The sequence below is a fragment of the Streptomyces sp. NPDC059696 genome (assembly GCF_042733745.1).
Classification (GTDB): Bacteria; Actinomycetota; Actinomycetes; order Streptomycetales; family Streptomycetaceae; genus Streptomyces.
The window spans coordinates 1-15,081 of sequence record NZ_JBHWFG010000050.1; the positions used below are offsets into that span (position 1 = coordinate 1).

A 15,081-nucleotide genomic window follows, 5' to 3' on the forward strand; every position below is an offset into this window, starting at 1 on the left:
AGTTCTCAAGGAACGGTCGCTTCCTTTGTACTCACCCTCTCGGGCTTTCCTCCGGGCGCTTCCCTTCGGTCTTGCGTTTCCGACTCTATCAGATCCTTTTCGATCCGATTCCCAGTCGGTGGGATTTGCCGTTCGGCCCCGGGCTTTCGCTCGTCGGCCTTTCGACATTCACTACGTTAGCGGATTCCCCGTCCAACTCATAATCGAGTCCGTCGGCGTCGAATTCGGGCATGCGGGCACGCTGAATTCGCCCCTGCTGAGGGGAGTCGCTAGGTAGTTGATTTGGCCGCCTCCGGCTGCTGGCGATCGCCATACCCGGTTCAGCGGCTCGGGCTACATTACGCACCTCGGCAGCGCGAGTCAACTTCGGCGGCGCCTCGGGACGTGGGCCCGATACGGACTCACCGTCGGGTCGTTGGCGACCCAGAAGCGCCATGGGTGCACGGCACCGTCGCCGCCGACGCCCGTCCGGGGTCCACTGAGTACCTGGTCGGAGGGGACGGGCGTGCCGGTCAGCATGCGGAGCGGGGTGTCTTCGGAGGTGCACGCGTCCGTGCCGTCCAGGGAGCGGTCCACGTTCAGGGCTGTGGCCAGACGGGCCGGGCCTTTGGCCAGTTCCTTGTCGTTGCGGGCCGAGAGCCGACGGGTGCGGGCCAGCTCGGCCCCCTCGACGATCTCGCCGGCGCGCAGCAGGACCGCGCTCGCCCTGCTCTCGGGTCCGCAGACCAGGTTCATGCAGAACCACATGCCATAGGTGAAGTAGACGTACACGTGTCCGGGCGGGCCGAACATCACGCTGTTGCGAGCCGTGCGACCCCGGTACGCATGGGAGCCGGGGTCGTTCTCACCGTCGTAGGCCTCCACCTCGGTGAGGCGGAGGGCGATCGGACCGTCCGGGGTGCTGCGTACCAGGATGCGGCCGAGGAGGTCGGGGGCGACATCGAGGACGGGTCGGTCGAAGAACTCCCTGGACAGGGGCGTACGGTCAGGGGTCGCGATCATGTCGTCCGAGGGTACTGGAGATGAGTGGTGCCGCGGGGTGGCCGTCGGGCAGCGCCCTTGCCAGGGTGAGCCTTGGAACCGGCCACGGCCGGATCGCGTTTGTAGGGATCAAGGATCCACCCGTTGTGGGCGAGAGGGAGAGACATGGCGTTCAAGAAGCTGCTCGCGAGCCTGGGGGCCGGCGGGGCTTCGGTCGAGACGGTGCTGCACGAGGTCAACGTCGTTCCGGGCGGTGTCGTCCAGGGTGAGGTGCGGATCCAGGGCGGCTCCGTCAACCAGCAGATCGAGGGGCTCTCGGTCGGGCTGCAGGCCAAGGTCGAGGTGGAGAGCGGCGACCAGGAGTACAAGCAGGACATCGAGTTCACGAAGTCGCGGCTGGGCGGTGCGTTCGAGCTGCAGGCGGGCGCGGTGCACGCGGTGCAGTTCGGTCTCGAGATCCCGTGGGAGACGCCGATCACGATGATCGACGGTCAGGCGCTGCGCGGCATGAACATCGGGGTGTCGACCGAGCTGGAGATCGCGCGTGCGGTGGACTCGGGTGACCTGGACCCGGTCAACGTGCACCCCCTGCCGGCGCAGAAGGCGATCCTCGACGCGTTCATCCAGCTGGGCTTCCGGTTCAAGAACGCGGACATGGAGCGCGGTGTGATCCGGGGTACGCGGCAGCGGCTGCCGTTCTACCAGGAGATCGAGTTCTACCCGCCCCAGCAGTACCGCGGGCTGAACCAGGTCGAGCTGAGCTTCGTGGCGGACCAGAACGCCATGGACGTCGTGCTGGAGATGGACAAGAAGCCGGGGCTGTTCAGCGAGGGCAGCGACACGTTCCGGTCCTTCCAGGTGGGTCTCAACGACTACCAGGGGACGGACTGGGTGGCGTACCTCAACCAGTGGCTGTCCGAGGTCGGCAGCAAGCGCAACTGGTTCTAGGCTCGGGGGCGACTGCAAGAAACGATCAGGAGGTATCGAGGTGACCGAGCTCAAGCGGCGGCCGCTCCCCCACGACTTCCATCCGCCCGTCGCGTCGTTCACGGTGACGAGCGAGGACATCGAGGAAGGCGCGTCACTCAAGGACGCTCAGGTCCAGGCGGCCGGCAACACCTCGCCGCAGCTGCGGTGGGAGGGTTTCCCGCCCGAGACCAAGAGCTTCGCCGTGACCTGCTACGACCCCGATGCCCCGACGGGCAGCGGTTTCTGGCACTGGGTGCTGTTCGACATCCCGGCGTCGGTGACCGAGCTGCCGGTGGGCGCCGGCAGTGGCACGTTCAAGGGTCTGCCGGAGGGTGCGGTCCACGCGCGCAACGACTACGGCGACAAGGAGTTCGGTGGGGCCGCGCCGCCGCCCGGTGACGGGCCGCACCGCTACGTGTTCACGGTGTACGCCGTGGACGCGGAGAAGCTCGGTCCGGACGCCGACGCGTCGCCCGCGGTGGTCGGCTTCAACCTGCGGTTCCACACGATCGGGCGGGCCCAGCTGATCGGTGAGTACGAGGTGCCCGCCGAAGGCTGAGCGAAAGCAGCCGCGATCCCGGCGTTCATGGAACGTTTGCCCGCTCCTGGTCTTGGAATTGATCAGGAGCGGGCATTTTTGTTGCCGGGGGCCGCGGGGGTCACCCCTCGTGAGAGCAGCAGATATTGCGTTGTCCATCTCGGCGTGCCCGGCCAGAGTTGATCCCAGCCCGCCAGGGGGTGGGCCGGTGCACGGGAGGTGGGCTGGTATGCGGGACACGCTGGTACTGAACGCGAGCTTCGAGCCGCTGTCGACGGTGACGTTGAACCGAGCCGTCGTTCTGGTGCTTCAGGACAAGGCCGTCGTCGAGCAGGCCCACCCCGAACTGCGGATGCGGGGAGCCGCGGTCGACATACCGGCTCCCCGGGTCATCAGGCTCTGCCAGTACGTACGGGTGCCGTTCCGAAGACGAGCTCCGTGGTCGAGGCGGGGTGTGCTGGTCAGGGACCGGCACCGGTGCGCGTACTGCGGGAGGCGGGCGACGACCGTGGACCACGTGGTGCCGCGGTCGCAGGGTGGTCAGGACACGTGGCTGAACACGGTGGCCTCGTGTGCGCAGGACAATCACCGGAAGGCGAACCGGACGCCGGAGGAGGCGGGGATGCCGTTGCTGCGGCAACCGTTCGAGCCGACGCCTGCGGATGCGATGCTGCTCGCGCTGGGCCAGGAGGATGCCGCGGCGCTGCCGGACTGGCTGGCGCTGGGCGCTGCGTGACCGGTCGCGCTCCTCGCCGTCTTCGGATGACCGTGGAGGGTGGCTGTTCGCGCAGTTCCCCGCGCCCCTGAAGGGCATGGCTGTCTCTGTGCCCCTGAAAAGCGGTTCCCCGCGCCCATGAGAGAAGGGGTTCGCGGGGAACGTTGCGTTGGGGGGTGCTGTCAGTCGATGTGCGGCTTCTCGCGTCGCTCCTGGGCGGGGACGCTCGCTCCGGTCGTGCCGCCGTTGCCGCCGGAACCGCCGCCGATGCCGCCGAAGTTGCCCATGGCGCCGGAGAGGCCCTTGAGGGCGTCGCCGATCTCGCTGGGGACGATCCAGAGCTTGTTGGCGTCGCCTTCGGCGATCTTGGGGAGCATCTGGAGGTACTGGTAGGAGAGGAGCTTCTGGTCCGGGTCGCCGGCGTGGATGGCCTCGAAGACCGTGCGGACGGCCTGGGCCTCGCCCTCGGCGCGCAGGGCGGCGGCCTTGGCCTCACCCTCGGCGCGCAGGATCTGGGACTGCTTCTCGCCCTCGGCGCGCAGGATCTCGGACTGCCGGACACCTTCGGCCTGGAGGATCGCGGCGCGCTTGTCGCGGTCGGCGCGCATCTGCTTCTCCATCGAGTCCTGGATGGAGGTGGGCGGTTCGATCGCCTTCAGCTCGACGCGGTTGACGCGGATCCCCCACTTGCCGGTGGCCTCGTCGAGGACGCCGCGCAGGGCCGCGTTGATCTCCTCGCGGGAGGTCAGGGTCCGCTCCAGGTCCATGCCACCGATGATGTTGCGGAGGGTGGTGACGGTGAGCTGCTCGATCGCCTGGATGTAGCTGGCGACCTCGTAGGTCGCGGCCCGCGCGTCGGTCACCTGGTAGTAGATGACGGTGTCGATGTTGACGACCAGGTTGTCCTGGGTGATCACCGGCTGCGGCGGGAACGGGACGACCTGTTCACGCAGGTCGATGCGGTTGCGGATGGTGTCTATGAACGGGACGACGATGTTGAGGCCCGCGTTCAGTGTCCGCGTGTAGCGCCCGAAGCGCTCGACGATGGCCGCACTGGCCTGTGGGATGACTTGGATCGTCTTGATCAGGGCGATGAAGACCAACACCACCAGAATGATCAGGACGATGATGACCGGTTCCATCGTCGTTCCCCGTGTCCCTTCTCCGCTGCGGCGCCTTCGGCAGATCTTATGGTTGTCGAAGATCTTGCTGGTCGAGTCTGACAGACCGTCGCGTTGCTGGCGAGGAGTTCCGCTCCGGTTACGTCCCGCGAGGTCACATGACGATCGCGGTGGCTCCCTCGATGTCCACGACATCCACTTCCTGGCCCACTTCGAAAGCGTGGCCGGTGTCGAGGGCGCGGGCCGACCAGACCTCGCCGGCGAGTTTGATCCGACCGCCGGAGCCGTCGACGCGTTCCAGGACGACGGCTTGTCTGCCCTTCAACGCGTCGATGCCGGAGGCGAGTTCGGGTCGCTGGGCGCGGTGCCGGTTGGCGATGGGCCGGACGACGGCGATGCCCGCGGTCGAGATGACGGCGAAGACCACGACTTGGGCGACGGCTCCGCCGCCGAAGACGCCGGTGACGACCGCCGCGGCGACGGCGCCCACCGCCAGCATGCCCAGTTCGGGCATGGCGGTCACCACGAGCGCGATGCCGAGCGCCGTCGCGCCGATCAGCCACCACAGCCATGCGTCGATGTCCACGCGGTCATGGTAGGTCCGCGGGCCCTGTCGACGACAGGGCGCCCGTGGTGTGAAATCCCCTTCTCACTCAGGGATTTGTGGGGCGGACGCCCGGCTTCAGGAGAGCGGGAGGCCCTGTGCGGTCCAGCGCTCGCCCGCCTGTTCGACGACGAGCGGCAGGCCGAAGCAGAGGGAGAGGTTGCGTGAGGTGAGCTCCAGCTCCAGCGGGCCGGCGGCGAGGACCTTGCCCTGGCGGATCATGAGGACGTGGGTGAAGCCCGGGGGGATCTCCTCGACGTGGTGGGTGACCATGAGCATCGAGGGGGCGATCGGGTCCAGGGCGAGGCGGCCGAGCCGGCGGACGAGGTCCTCGCGGCCGCCGAGGTCGAGGCCGGCGGCGGGCTCGTCGAGGAGGAGCAGCTCGGGGTCGGTCATCAGGGCGCGGGCGATCAGGGTGCGCTTGCGCTCGCCCTCGGAGAGCGTGCCGAACCTGCGGTCCAGGTACTCGCTCATGCCGAGGCGGTCGAGGAAGGCCCGGGCGCGCTGCTCGTCGATCTCCTCGTAGTCCTCGTGCCAGGTGGCGGTCATGCCGTACGCGGCGGTCAGGACCGTTTCCAGGACCGTCTGGCGCTTGGGGAGCTTCTCGGCCATGGCGATGCCGGCCATGCCGATGCGCGGGCGCAGTTCGAAGACGTCGGAGCCGGGCTTGCCGAGGGTCTCGCCGAGGATGGCGGCGGTGCCCGAGCTGGGGAAGAGGTAGGTGGAAGCGAGGTTGAGGAGGGTGGTCTTGCCGGCGCCGTTCGGGCCCAGGATGACCCAGCGCTCGCCCTCCTTGACCGACCAGGAGACCTGGTCCACCAGAGCCCGGCCCTCACGGACCACGGATACGTCCTGAAGCTCCAGAACATCGCTCATGAGCGCGTTGTCTCCCCTTGCAGTGTGGCCGGTCTCGGCTGTCGCGTAAGCCTGTGGCTCGGTCCGCCGCGCCGGTGGGCGCAGCCCTCCATGAAATCTACGCCACCGGTCGGCCGGGGCATTCCCTCGGTCCGGTCCTTGGGGGGTCCTAGGGTGGAGGCATGCTCTCGGAACCACGCGCTGGACGTCTCGCAGCTTGGGGAAATGCCCTTTTGGCCGGGCTTGTCTCGCCGGATGACGCCGTTCTCGCCATCGTCGGCGCGGACGCGGTGCACCGGGTGGAGGGGCTGCCGGGTGAGTCGGGGCAGGTCGGGCTGACGCTCGCGCTCGGGCGGCTGCGATCCCTCGGGGTGACCGGGTTGCGGGTGGCGTTGCCCGCGCCGGGGCATCCGCTGGGGCTGAGCGGGCCGCCGGAGTTCAACGCGCGGGCGCTGGAGGCCGAGGAGGCGGTGGTCTGTCACGGGGCGGCCTACGGGTTGGTGCCGGACGTGTACGAGGCCGGGCCCGAGCATGTGCGGGACGAGGTGGTGTGGCATGTGCTGCCCGTACGGGAGGCGCCGCCCGCGGATGTGCCGTCGCTGAGTGAGGCGGAGCGGGAGCTGGCGGAGGCGCTGCGCGAGGCGACCGAGGTGCTGACGCGGCTGGACGTGGCCGGGTCGGGGCCGGTGGCGGAGGCAGCGGTCGATGCGTACCGGGCGCGGGCCGAGCGGGGGCGGGAGGTGCTGGCGCCGGGGTATCCGCCGCGGGCGGTCCGGGTGCTGGAGCTGGCGCAGCGGGTGGGGACGCTCATCGCCGTGGCGACGGAGAGTGGGCACGGGGGTGCGGTGAGTTCGTCCGAGATCTTTGCGCGGCGGGAGGCGTTGCGGCCGGTGGAGCGGACGGCTCGGCGGGCGCAGGTCGCGGCGTACAACTCCGTTGTGGAGGAGCGGGAGCGGGGGGTGCGGTGAGGGTCTTTTGGGAGGTACCGGGTGTTGGTGCCGGGGGCGGGTGGGTGCGCGGCTCGGCGTAGCGGGGTGCTCGGCGTGAGTGCCGGGGGCCGGGGGGGTAGGCAGCCCGGCGTGGCGGGGTGCTGCTGCGCCCACCCGGGCCGCCCCGAGCGGCACGCATGCCCGCAGCTACGTGGCACACGGGGGGCTGGACGCCGAGCGGCCTCCCGGGTGGGGGCCGGGAGGCCGGGGGTCCTCCGGCTCGGAGACGGAGGTGGGGTGTCAGTGGTTGACGGCGAGGTTGCCGAACGCCGGGTTCAGGACGCCCACGACGTTCACGCTGTTGCCGGAGACGTTGACCGGGACGTGCACCGGGGCCTGGACGACGTTGCCCGAGCCGACGCCCGGGGAGCCCACGGCCTGGCCGTCGGCGTGCGCGCTGGTGGCGGAGGCCATGCCCGCACCGGCGGCCAGCAGGCCACCCGTCACCATCGTCACGGCCGCTGCCTTCTTCAGGTTCTTCACTTCTGAGCCCTCCTAGCGATTGCCGCGGCAGGCGCCGCAGCACGTACTGGAGAACGGCGGAGATCCATCGAGGTTGCGCCATCCGGGGGACGTTCCCACGACAGTATGAATCTCTGTCCGGAACGCAACCTTCCGCGTTGTCGTGGGTGAGCGAGTCAGCCGGTCACGCCATGGCGAACGGCCCACAGCGCGGCCTGTGTCCGGTCGGAGAGGTCCAGCTTCATCAGGATGTTGGAGACGTGGGTCTTGACCGTCTTCTCGGAGAGGACGAGGGCGCGGGCGATCTCCCGGTTGGAGCGGCCGTCCGCTATCAGTCCGAGGACCTCGCGCTCCCGCTCGGTGAGCGAACCGGCCCTCGTGGTCCCCGCGTTGGTCTCCTCCTGCGCCAACAGGGCGCCGGCGACCTCCGGCTGGAGGAGGATGTGCCCGGCGTGGACCGAGCGGATGGCTCCGGCGAGGGCGTCGGGGTCGACGTCCTTGTACACGTAGCCCGCGGCGCCGGCGCGCAGGGCCGGGACCACCGTGCGCTGTTCGGTGAAGCTGGTGACGACCAGCACGCGGGCCGGGTTCTCCAGCTCGCGGAGCCTGCGCAGGGCGTCGACGCCGTCCATGCCCGGCATCTTGACGTCCATGAGGATGACGTCGGGCTTCAACTCCTCGGCGCGGTCGACTCCTTCGGCACCGTCCGCCGCCTCGCCGACGACCTCGATGTCGTCCTGCACTTCGAGGAAGGTGCGCAGGCCCCGGCGGACGACCTGGTGGTCGTCGACGAGCAGCACCCTGATTGCGTCAGCCACCGGGGACCTCCATCTCGATCACGGTGCCCTTGCCGGGCGCCGATTCCACGGTCAGCGTGCCGCCGGCGCCGTCGGCCCGGTCCCGCATCGAGACCAGGCCGAGGTGGCGCCCCGCGCGGCGGACCACGCTCGGGTCGAAGCCGCCGCCGTCGTCCGTGATCCGCAGGACGGCTCCGTTGCCACGGCGGTCCAGGGTCACGTCGACGTGGTCGGCGCCGGAGTGGCGCAGGGCGTTGTGCAGCGCTTCCTGGGCCACGCGCAGGAGGGCTTCCTCCTGGGACGCGGGCAGGGCCTTCACTCCGTGGCCGGTGAAGGTGACGCGGGCGCTGTGGGCGCGGTCGAGCACCTGGATCTGGGTGCGCAGGGTCGCGACGAGTCCGTCCTCGTCGAGGGCGGCGGGACGCAACTCGACCACGGCCGCGCGCAGTTCGTCGGCGGCTTCGGCGGCCAGGACGGCGACCTGCTGGAGTTCGCCCTTCGCGCGGGAGGGGTCGCGGTCCACCAGGCGGGCCGCGGCCTGGGCGGTCAGGCGCAGGGAGAACAGCTTCTGGCTGACGGCGTCGTGCAGTTCGTGGGCGAGGCGGGAGCGCTCCTCGGCGATGGTGAGCTCGCGGCTGCGTTCGTAGAGGCGGGCGTTGGTGAGGGCGATGGCGGCGTGCTGGGCGAGGATGCCGAGCAGTTCCTCGTCGTCCTCGGTGAAGCCGCAGCCGCCCTGGGGGCGCTCGCAGTTCTTGTTGGCCAGGAACAGCGCCCCGATGACCTCGTCGCCGTCGCGGATCGGCAGTCCGAGGAAGTCGACGAGGTCGGGGTGGGCCTTGGGCCAGCCCTCGAAGCGGGGGTCCTTGCGGACGTCCGCCAGGCGTTCGGCCCTGGCCTCGTGCAGCATGGCGGCGAGGATGCCGTGCTGGCGCGGGAGGGGGCCGATGGCCTTCCACTGTTCCTCGCTGACGCCGTCGACCACGAACTGGGCGAAGCCGCCGTGGTCGTCCGGGACGCCGAGGGCGGCGTACTGCGCGTCGAGCAGCTCGCGGGCCGAGGCGACGATCGTCTTGAGGACGTCGCGCACCTCGAGGTGCCTGCTCATGGCCAGCAGCGCGGAGCTCACCGCGGCGAGGCCGGACCGGGGGCCGTGACTCATGACCTCACGGTACCGGCGGGCTGTGACAGGGCGGATCCGACCGGTGGCGGCCGGGGGCCCGGCCGCTGGACCTAGGTCCCGGGCCCGACACGAGCTGGGGCCGGGGCCGCCGGGCCCGGGGCGTAGGGCGAAGGGACCCGGCGGATCGGGGCTCGCGTCCGAGGCGGTGCGGACGGCCCCGTTCCTACGGTGAGGGCACTTCGATCACCGAGAGGGAGCTGATCATGCCGGTTGCGATCATCACGGGGGCGTCCAGGGGACTGGGCCGGGCGCTGGCGGAGGCCCTGGCCGGGCGGGGCTGGGACCTGGTGCTCGACGCCAGGGGTGCCGAGGCGCTGGCGGATGCGGCCGGGGCCGTCTCCGGGCACGGCACGCGGGTGACCGCCCTGCCGGGGGACGTCACCGATCCCGGTCACCGGGCGGAGCTGGTGGCGGCGGCCCGGCGGCTGGGCGGGGTCGACCTGCTGGTGCACAACGCGAGCGCGCTGGGCGCGGAGCCGCTGGTCAGGCTGGAGGAGCTGCCCCTGGAGGGGCTGCGCCGGGCGCTGGAGGTGAACCTGGTGGCGGGGCTGGGCCTGGTCCAGGAGGCGTTGCCGCCGCTGCGGGCCGCGCGGGCCGGGGCCGTCATCGCGGTCAGCTCGGACGCGGCGGCCGAGGCGTACCCGGCCTGGGGTGGTTACGGGGCGTCCAAGGCGGCCCTGGACCAGCTGGTGGCCGTGCTCGCCGTGGAGGAGCCGGGGCTGCGGGTCTGGGCGGTGGATCCCGGGGACATGGCCACGGAGCTGTACGCGGCGGCCGTGCCGGACGACCCGGAGCCGCGGCCGGAGCCGGCGGCTGTGGTGCCGGGCTTCCTGCGGCTGCTTCAGGAGCGTCCGGCGAGCGGGCGCTACGGGGCTCCGGCGCTGCTGGACGGAGCGCGATGACGCCGGTGGTGCGGGTGCCGGAGGAGCTGTCGGCGCGGGTGCCGGTCGAGCAGCGGGGCCCGGGGCTGGACCGGGACGCCGTACGGCTGCTGGTGTCGCGGGGGGCCGAGGTGGCGCATCACACGTTCAGGGAGCTGCCGCGACTGCTGCGGGCCGGGGATCTGCTGGTGGTCAACACCTCGGCCACGCTGGCGGCGGCCGTGGACGGTCGGTCCGGGCACGCGCGCGTGGTGGTGCACTTCTCCACCCGCGGGGACGACGGCCGCTGGGCGGTGGAGCTGCGGGAGCCCGACGGGCGGGGCACCACGCGCCCGCGTGCGGGCGGGCCCGCGGGCAGGGAGGTGTGCCTGCCGGGAGGGGCGGGGCTGGTTCTGGAGGAGCCGCTGAGCGGGCGGGGCGATCGGCTGTGGTGGGCGCGGGTGTCCGGGCCGGGGGTGCCGGGGCTGCTGCGGGAGCACGGGCGGCCCATCCGCTACGCCTATACGGAGCGGGACCAGCCGCTGTCCGTCTACCAGACGGTGTTCGCGCTGCCGTCGGCGGACGGGGCCGGGAGTGCGGAGATGCCGAGTGCGGCGCGGCCCTTCACGGCGCGGCTGGTGGCGGAGCTGGTGAGCGGGGGAGTGCAGTTCGCGCCGGTCACGCTGCACACGGGGGTGGCCTCGGCGGAGGCGCACGAGCCGCCCTACCCGGAGCGGTTCGCGGTGCCGGAGGCGTCGGCGCGGCTGATCGAGGCCGCGCGGGCCGGTGGGGGCCGCGTGGTGGCGGTGGGGACGACGGCGGTGCGGGCCGTGGAGTCCGCGGTGGGAGGCGACGGGGTCGTACGCGCGCGTGCGGGATGGACGGACCTCGTCGTCACGCCGGAGCGCGGGGTGCGGGTGGTGGACGGGCTGCTGACCGGGCTGCACGAGCCGGAGGCCTCGCATCTGCTGATGCTGGAGGCGGTCGTGGGGCGGACGGCCCTCGAGCGGGGGTACGAGGCCGCGCTGCAAGGGCGCTATCTGTGGCACGAGTTCGGGGACCTGCACCTCCTGCTGCCCTGAAAGGGCCTCACACAGAGCATCGCTCGTGCAACGGGACGTGAGAGTGATCTAGGGGCGATGTGAGCCCTCGCATAGGACCCACGTCACGTACGAAAGTACGTAGGAGACAAAGCCGCCCCTTTTGAGCGGCGCATACGGTCCAATCTGTCCCGATTTACCCGGCCCTGATCCACTATCTCCTTTCGTACGTCACACCTTTGCCACGCGATTTTGCGGCCGCTAAGAATTGCTGACGTCGCTCAGCGCCGTGGGTTCACCTCCGCGGCGTTCGTGTCGGAAACACACCGAGTCCAACGCCGGACGCCGAGCGACTCCCGCGCTATTCGAAGAGGTCCAACGCAGCATGCCCAAGAACATCTTCAGCCGTGTTCAGAGTCGTAGCCTGACCCGTCACCACAAGATCGCCATGGCCGGTGTCGCCACCCTCGGTGCCGCAGCCATCGGGTTCTCCGCGGTGCCGAGCGGCGCCTCGACCAAGACCACGACCGAGGCCGCTCAGCCGGCTGCGGTGGCGTACAGCACCCAGCAGATCAAGGACGTCAAGGCGAGCGTCACGGACCAGATGGCCGGCGCCAGCCTGAAGGCCGAGCAGATCGCGGCCCAGAAGAAGGCCGACGCCGCGGCCGCCGCCAAGAAGAAGGCCGCCGCCGAGGCGGCGAAGAAGAAGGCCGCGGCCGAGCGCGCGGCCAACGAGGCCGCGAGCCGCGCCGCCAAGCGTGCCGAGGCCAAGAAGAAGGCAGCCGTCAAGAGCTACCCGAACAACCTCGACGGCTGGATCCGCGAGTCGCTCGACATCCTGAAGAAGCACGACATCCCCGCGTCGTACGACGGCATCCACCGCAACATCATGCGGGAGTCCTCGGGTAACCCGAAGGCGATCAACAACTGGGACATCAACGCCATCAACGGCATCCCGTCGAAGGGTCTGCTGCAGGTCATCCCGCCGACCTTCAAGACCTGGCACGTCCCCGGTACCTCCTGGGACATCTACGACCCGGTCGCCAACATCACCGCCGCCTGCAACTACGCGGCCGACAAGTACGGCTCGATGGACAACGTCAACAGCGCGTACTGAGGACGGCGCGGACCTCTCTGCTTCGCTGTACGAACGCCGAAGGGCGGCACCCACCTGACGGGGTGCCGCCCTTCGGGCTCGCGGAGCGGGGACTACTTGCGCATGACCTCCGGCTCGTGCCGGCGCAGGAAGCGGGCCACGAAGAAGCCGCAGATCACGCCGAGGACGAGGAGCGCGCCCATGTCCATCGCCCAGGCCCCGACCGTGTGCTCCCACAGCGGGTCGGTGTCGCCGGCGGTCTCCGGCGGGGCGATCTTGTTGAAGTCCAGCGTGGCACCGGAGGCGGCGACCGCCCAGCGCGACGGCATCAGGAACGAGAACTGGTTGACGCCGATCGAGCCGTGCAGCGTGAACAGGCAGCCCGTGAACACGACCTGGATGATGGCGAACATCACCAGCAGCGGCATGGTCTTCTCGGCGGTCTTCACCAGCGAGGAGATGATCAGGCCGAACATCATCGACGTGAAGCCCAGCGCCATGATCGGCACCGACAGCTCCAGCAGCGTGGCGCTGCCGAAGACCAGGCCCTCCCCGGGGATCTCCCGGCTGGAGAAGCCGATGACGCCGACCAGCAGGCCCTGGAGCACGGTGATCATGCCGAGCACGAACACCTTGGACATCAGGTACGCGGAGCGCGAGAGGCCGGTGGCGCGCTCCCGCTCGTAGATGACGCGTTCCTTGATCAGTTCGCGGACCGAGTTCGCCGCGCCCGCGAAGCAGGCGCCGACCGCGAGGATCAGCAGGACCGTGGTCGCCGTGCCGTTCGGGATGATCCGGCCGGTCTGCGGATTGGCCGGGTTCGGCAGCAGGCCCTTGTCCGCGTCGATGAGCAGACTGACCGCGCCGAGCACGGCCGGCAGGATCACCATCAGCGCCAGGAAGCCCTTGTCGGAGGCGATGACCGACACATAGCGCCGGACCAGCGTGACGAACTGGGACATCCAGCCCTGCGGCTTCGGCGGCTTCATCGCCTGCATGGCCGGAACCTGTACGGACTGCGGCGCGACGGCGTCGATGTCCGCGGCGTACATCTGGTAGTGCTGCGAGCCCTTCCAGCGGCCCGCCCAGTCGTAGTCGCGGTAGTTCTCGAAGGCGGAGAAGACATCGGCCCAGGTGTCGTAGCCGAAGAAGTTCAGCGCCTCCTCGGGCGGGCCGAAGTAGGCGACCGAGCCGCCCGGCGCCATCACCAGCAGCTTGTCGCAGATCGCCAGCTCGGCCACCGAGTGCGTGACGACGAGGACCGTACGGCCGTCGTCGGCCAGGCCCCGCAGCAGCTGCATGACGTCACGGTCCATGCCCGGGTCGAGGCCGGAGGTCGGCTCGTCCAGGAAGATCAGCGACGGCTTGGTGAGCAGCTCCAGGGCGACCGAGACCCGCTTGCGCTGGCCGCCGGACAGGGACGTGACCTTCTTGTCCTTGTGGATGTCGAGCTTGAGCTCGCGCAGCACCTCGTCGATGCGGGCCTCGCGCTCGGCCGCCGTGGTGTCGGCGGGGAAGCGCAGCTTGGCCGCGTACTTGAGGGCCTTCTTGACCGTCAGCTCCTTGTGCAGGATGTCGTCCTGCGGGACCAGACCGATGCGCTGGCGGAGCTCGGCGAACTGCTTGTAGAGGTTCCGGTTGTCGTACAGCACCTCGCCCTGGTTGGCGGGGCGGTAGCCGGTGAGCGCCTTGAGCAGGGTCGACTTGCCGGAGCCGGACGGGCCGATGACCGCGATCAGCGACTTCTCCGGGACGCCGAAGGAGACGTCCTTGAGGATCTGCTTGCCGCCGTCGACCGTGACGGTCAGGTGGCGGGCGGAGAAGGACACCTCACCGGTGTCGACGAACTCCTCGAGCCGGTCGCCCACGATGCGGAACGTCGAGTGGCCGACGCCGACGACGTCCGCCGGGCCGAGCAGCTGCGAGCCGCCCTTGGCGATCGGCTGGCCGTTGACGTACGTGCCGTTGTGGGAGCCGAGGTCGCGGATCTCCATGCGCCCATCGGGCGTCGCGTGGAACTCGGCGTGGTGCCGGGAGACCTGCAGGTCGGAGACGACCAGTTCGTTCTCCAGGGCACGGCCGATGCGCATCACGCGGCCGAGCGAGAACTGGTGGAACGTGGTCGGGCTGCGGTCCCCGTGGACCGGCGACGCCCCCGCGACCCCGCCGGAACCCTGCTGCTGCGGAATGTGCGCCGCGGCCTGCTGCGGCTGCTGCCAGCCGGCCTGCGGGGCCTGCTGCGGCTGCTGTTGCTGCGGCGGCTGCTGGGCCGGGGCCTGCTGGGCCCAGCCGGGGTTCGCGCCCTGCGCGGCGTACGGCTGCTGCTGCGGCTGGGCCTGCGGCGTGGCCACGGAGGCCGCGGCGCCGGACAGGTTCAGGCGCGGACCGTCGGTCGCGTTGCCCAGGTTGACGGCCGAGCCCGGGCCGAGCTCCAGCTGGTGGATGCGCTGCCCCTGCACGAACGTGCCGTTGGTGCTGCCGTGGTCCTCGATGACCCAACTGCGGCCGTTGAAGCTGACCGTGGCGTGACGCCAGGAGACCCTGGCGTCGTCGAAGACGACGTCCCCCTGCGGATCACGTCCGAGGGTGTATGCCCTGGACGGATCGAGCGTCCAGGTACGTCCGTTTGATTCCAGTACGAGTTCCGGCACTCCATGCCCCACTGAGTTGTCCCCCGAGTTACCCCCGACATGGGGAGTCTAGGGATGTCGAACATCGGGGGGAACTATTTCAGTAGCGGCCCCCTGACCGAAAGTCGGGCCTTGTGAAGACCGCGTTCGGACGCGTCGGCCGATTCCGTTGACGGGGTTGAAAACGGGCCGGAGAGTGGTATTTCGTCGCGAGGGGGACATGCGTGGTGTTCCCGCCGCGTAG

At 70.3% G+C, this 15,081-nt stretch carries 15 protein-coding genes; 7 read left to right on the forward strand and 8 right to left on the reverse strand.

Going from position 1 to position 15,081, the window contains the following annotated elements; translation table 11 throughout:
* Positions 1 to 360: 360 nt before the first annotated feature.
* The gene (locus tag ACFV20_RS34100; RefSeq protein WP_385664259.1) at positions 361 to 1,002 is read right to left on the reverse strand and encodes a DNA-3-methyladenine glycosylase; all 642 of its coding nucleotides are present in this window, start codon (positions 1,000 to 1,002) and stop codon (positions 361 to 363) included.
* Positions 1,003 to 1,146: 144 nt separating this feature from the next.
* Between ACFV20_RS34100 and ACFV20_RS34105 the strand changes: the two genes are divergently transcribed.
* From ACFV20_RS34105 to ACFV20_RS34115, 3 genes are all read left to right on the forward strand, one after another.
* Positions 1,147 to 1,929: a sporulation protein gene (locus tag ACFV20_RS34105; RefSeq protein ID WP_385664262.1), complete on the forward strand. Its 783-nt coding sequence runs from the start codon at positions 1,147 to 1,149 to the stop codon at positions 1,927 to 1,929.
* A 40-nt stretch (positions 1,930 to 1,969) separates the two neighbouring features.
* Positions 1,970 to 2,509, forward strand: coding sequence for a YbhB/YbcL family Raf kinase inhibitor-like protein (locus tag ACFV20_RS34110; RefSeq protein WP_385664265.1), 540 nt, complete (start codon positions 1,970 to 1,972; stop codon positions 2,507 to 2,509).
* A gap of 208 nt (positions 2,510 to 2,717) precedes the next feature.
* Positions 2,718 to 3,224 carry an HNH endonuclease gene (locus ACFV20_RS34115; protein ID WP_385664268.1) on the forward strand — a complete coding sequence of 169 codons (507 nt, stop codon included), beginning with the start codon at positions 2,718 to 2,720 and terminating at the stop codon, positions 3,222 to 3,224.
* 161 nt (positions 3,225 to 3,385) lie between these two features.
* Here ACFV20_RS34115 and ACFV20_RS34120 read toward each other — a convergent pair whose 3' ends face one another.
* From ACFV20_RS34120 to ACFV20_RS34130, 3 genes are all read right to left on the reverse strand, one after another.
* Positions 3,386 to 4,345: an SPFH domain-containing protein gene (locus ACFV20_RS34120; RefSeq protein ID WP_385664271.1), complete on the reverse strand. Its 960-nt coding sequence runs from the start codon at positions 4,343 to 4,345 to the stop codon at positions 3,386 to 3,388.
* Between the two features lie 133 nt (positions 4,346 to 4,478).
* A complete protein-coding gene (locus ACFV20_RS34125) occupies positions 4,479 to 4,910 on the reverse strand; it encodes an NfeD family protein (protein ID WP_385664274.1) in 432 nt (143 codons plus the stop codon).
* Between the two features lie 96 nt (positions 4,911 to 5,006).
* Positions 5,007 to 5,804, reverse strand: a complete 798-nt coding sequence (locus ACFV20_RS34130; RefSeq protein WP_385664277.1) for an ABC transporter ATP-binding protein — start codon at positions 5,802 to 5,804, stop codon at positions 5,007 to 5,009.
* A 161-nt stretch (positions 5,805 to 5,965) separates the two neighbouring features.
* On the opposite strand from ACFV20_RS34130, the gene ACFV20_RS34135 reads away from it, so the two are divergent.
* Complete coding sequence (locus ACFV20_RS34135; protein WP_385664280.1) at positions 5,966 to 6,751, forward strand: hypothetical protein; 786 nt, start codon at positions 5,966 to 5,968, stop codon at positions 6,749 to 6,751.
* A 261-nt stretch (positions 6,752 to 7,012) separates the two neighbouring features.
* Here the strand turns inward: ACFV20_RS34135 and ACFV20_RS34140 are convergent, their stop codons facing one another.
* From ACFV20_RS34140 to ACFV20_RS34150, 3 genes are all read right to left on the reverse strand, one after another.
* Complete coding sequence (locus tag ACFV20_RS34140) at positions 7,013 to 7,255, reverse strand: chaplin (RefSeq protein ID WP_190897712.1); 243 nt, start codon at positions 7,253 to 7,255, stop codon at positions 7,013 to 7,015.
* A gap of 155 nt (positions 7,256 to 7,410) precedes the next feature.
* On the reverse strand, positions 7,411 to 8,052 hold the full coding sequence (locus tag ACFV20_RS34145; RefSeq protein ID WP_385664284.1) for a response regulator: 642 nt from the start codon (positions 8,050 to 8,052) through the stop codon (positions 7,411 to 7,413).
* A complete protein-coding gene (locus ACFV20_RS34150; RefSeq protein WP_385664287.1) occupies positions 8,045 to 9,190 on the reverse strand; it encodes a GAF domain-containing sensor histidine kinase in 1,146 nt (381 codons plus the stop codon). The genes ACFV20_RS34145 and ACFV20_RS34150 overlap by 8 nt, the downstream gene beginning before the upstream one ends.
* 224 nt (positions 9,191 to 9,414) lie before the next feature.
* On the opposite strand from ACFV20_RS34150, the gene ACFV20_RS34155 reads away from it, so the two are divergent.
* The 3 genes from ACFV20_RS34155 (at position 9,415) to ACFV20_RS34165 (ending at position 12,228) form a co-directional block, all read left to right on the forward strand.
* Positions 9,415 to 10,113 (forward strand): SDR family NAD(P)-dependent oxidoreductase, encoded by a 699-nt coding sequence (locus ACFV20_RS34155; protein WP_385664290.1) that lies wholly within the window; start codon positions 9,415 to 9,417, stop codon positions 10,111 to 10,113.
* Positions 10,110 to 11,153, forward strand: a complete 1,044-nt coding sequence (locus ACFV20_RS34160; RefSeq protein ID WP_385664293.1) for an S-adenosylmethionine:tRNA ribosyltransferase-isomerase — start codon at positions 10,110 to 10,112, stop codon at positions 11,151 to 11,153. The genes ACFV20_RS34155 and ACFV20_RS34160 overlap by 4 nt, the downstream gene beginning before the upstream one ends.
* Before the next feature lie 343 nt (positions 11,154 to 11,496).
* Positions 11,497 to 12,228, forward strand: a complete 732-nt coding sequence (locus tag ACFV20_RS34165) for a transglycosylase SLT domain-containing protein (protein ID WP_385664296.1) — start codon at positions 11,497 to 11,499, stop codon at positions 12,226 to 12,228.
* Between the two features lie 92 nt (positions 12,229 to 12,320).
* Here ACFV20_RS34165 and ACFV20_RS34170 read toward each other — a convergent pair whose 3' ends face one another.
* Entirely contained in the window at positions 12,321 to 14,858 is a 2,538-nt protein-coding gene (locus ACFV20_RS34170) for an FHA domain-containing protein (protein ID WP_385664299.1), read from the reverse strand.
* Positions 14,859 to 15,081 lie beyond the last annotated feature (223 nt).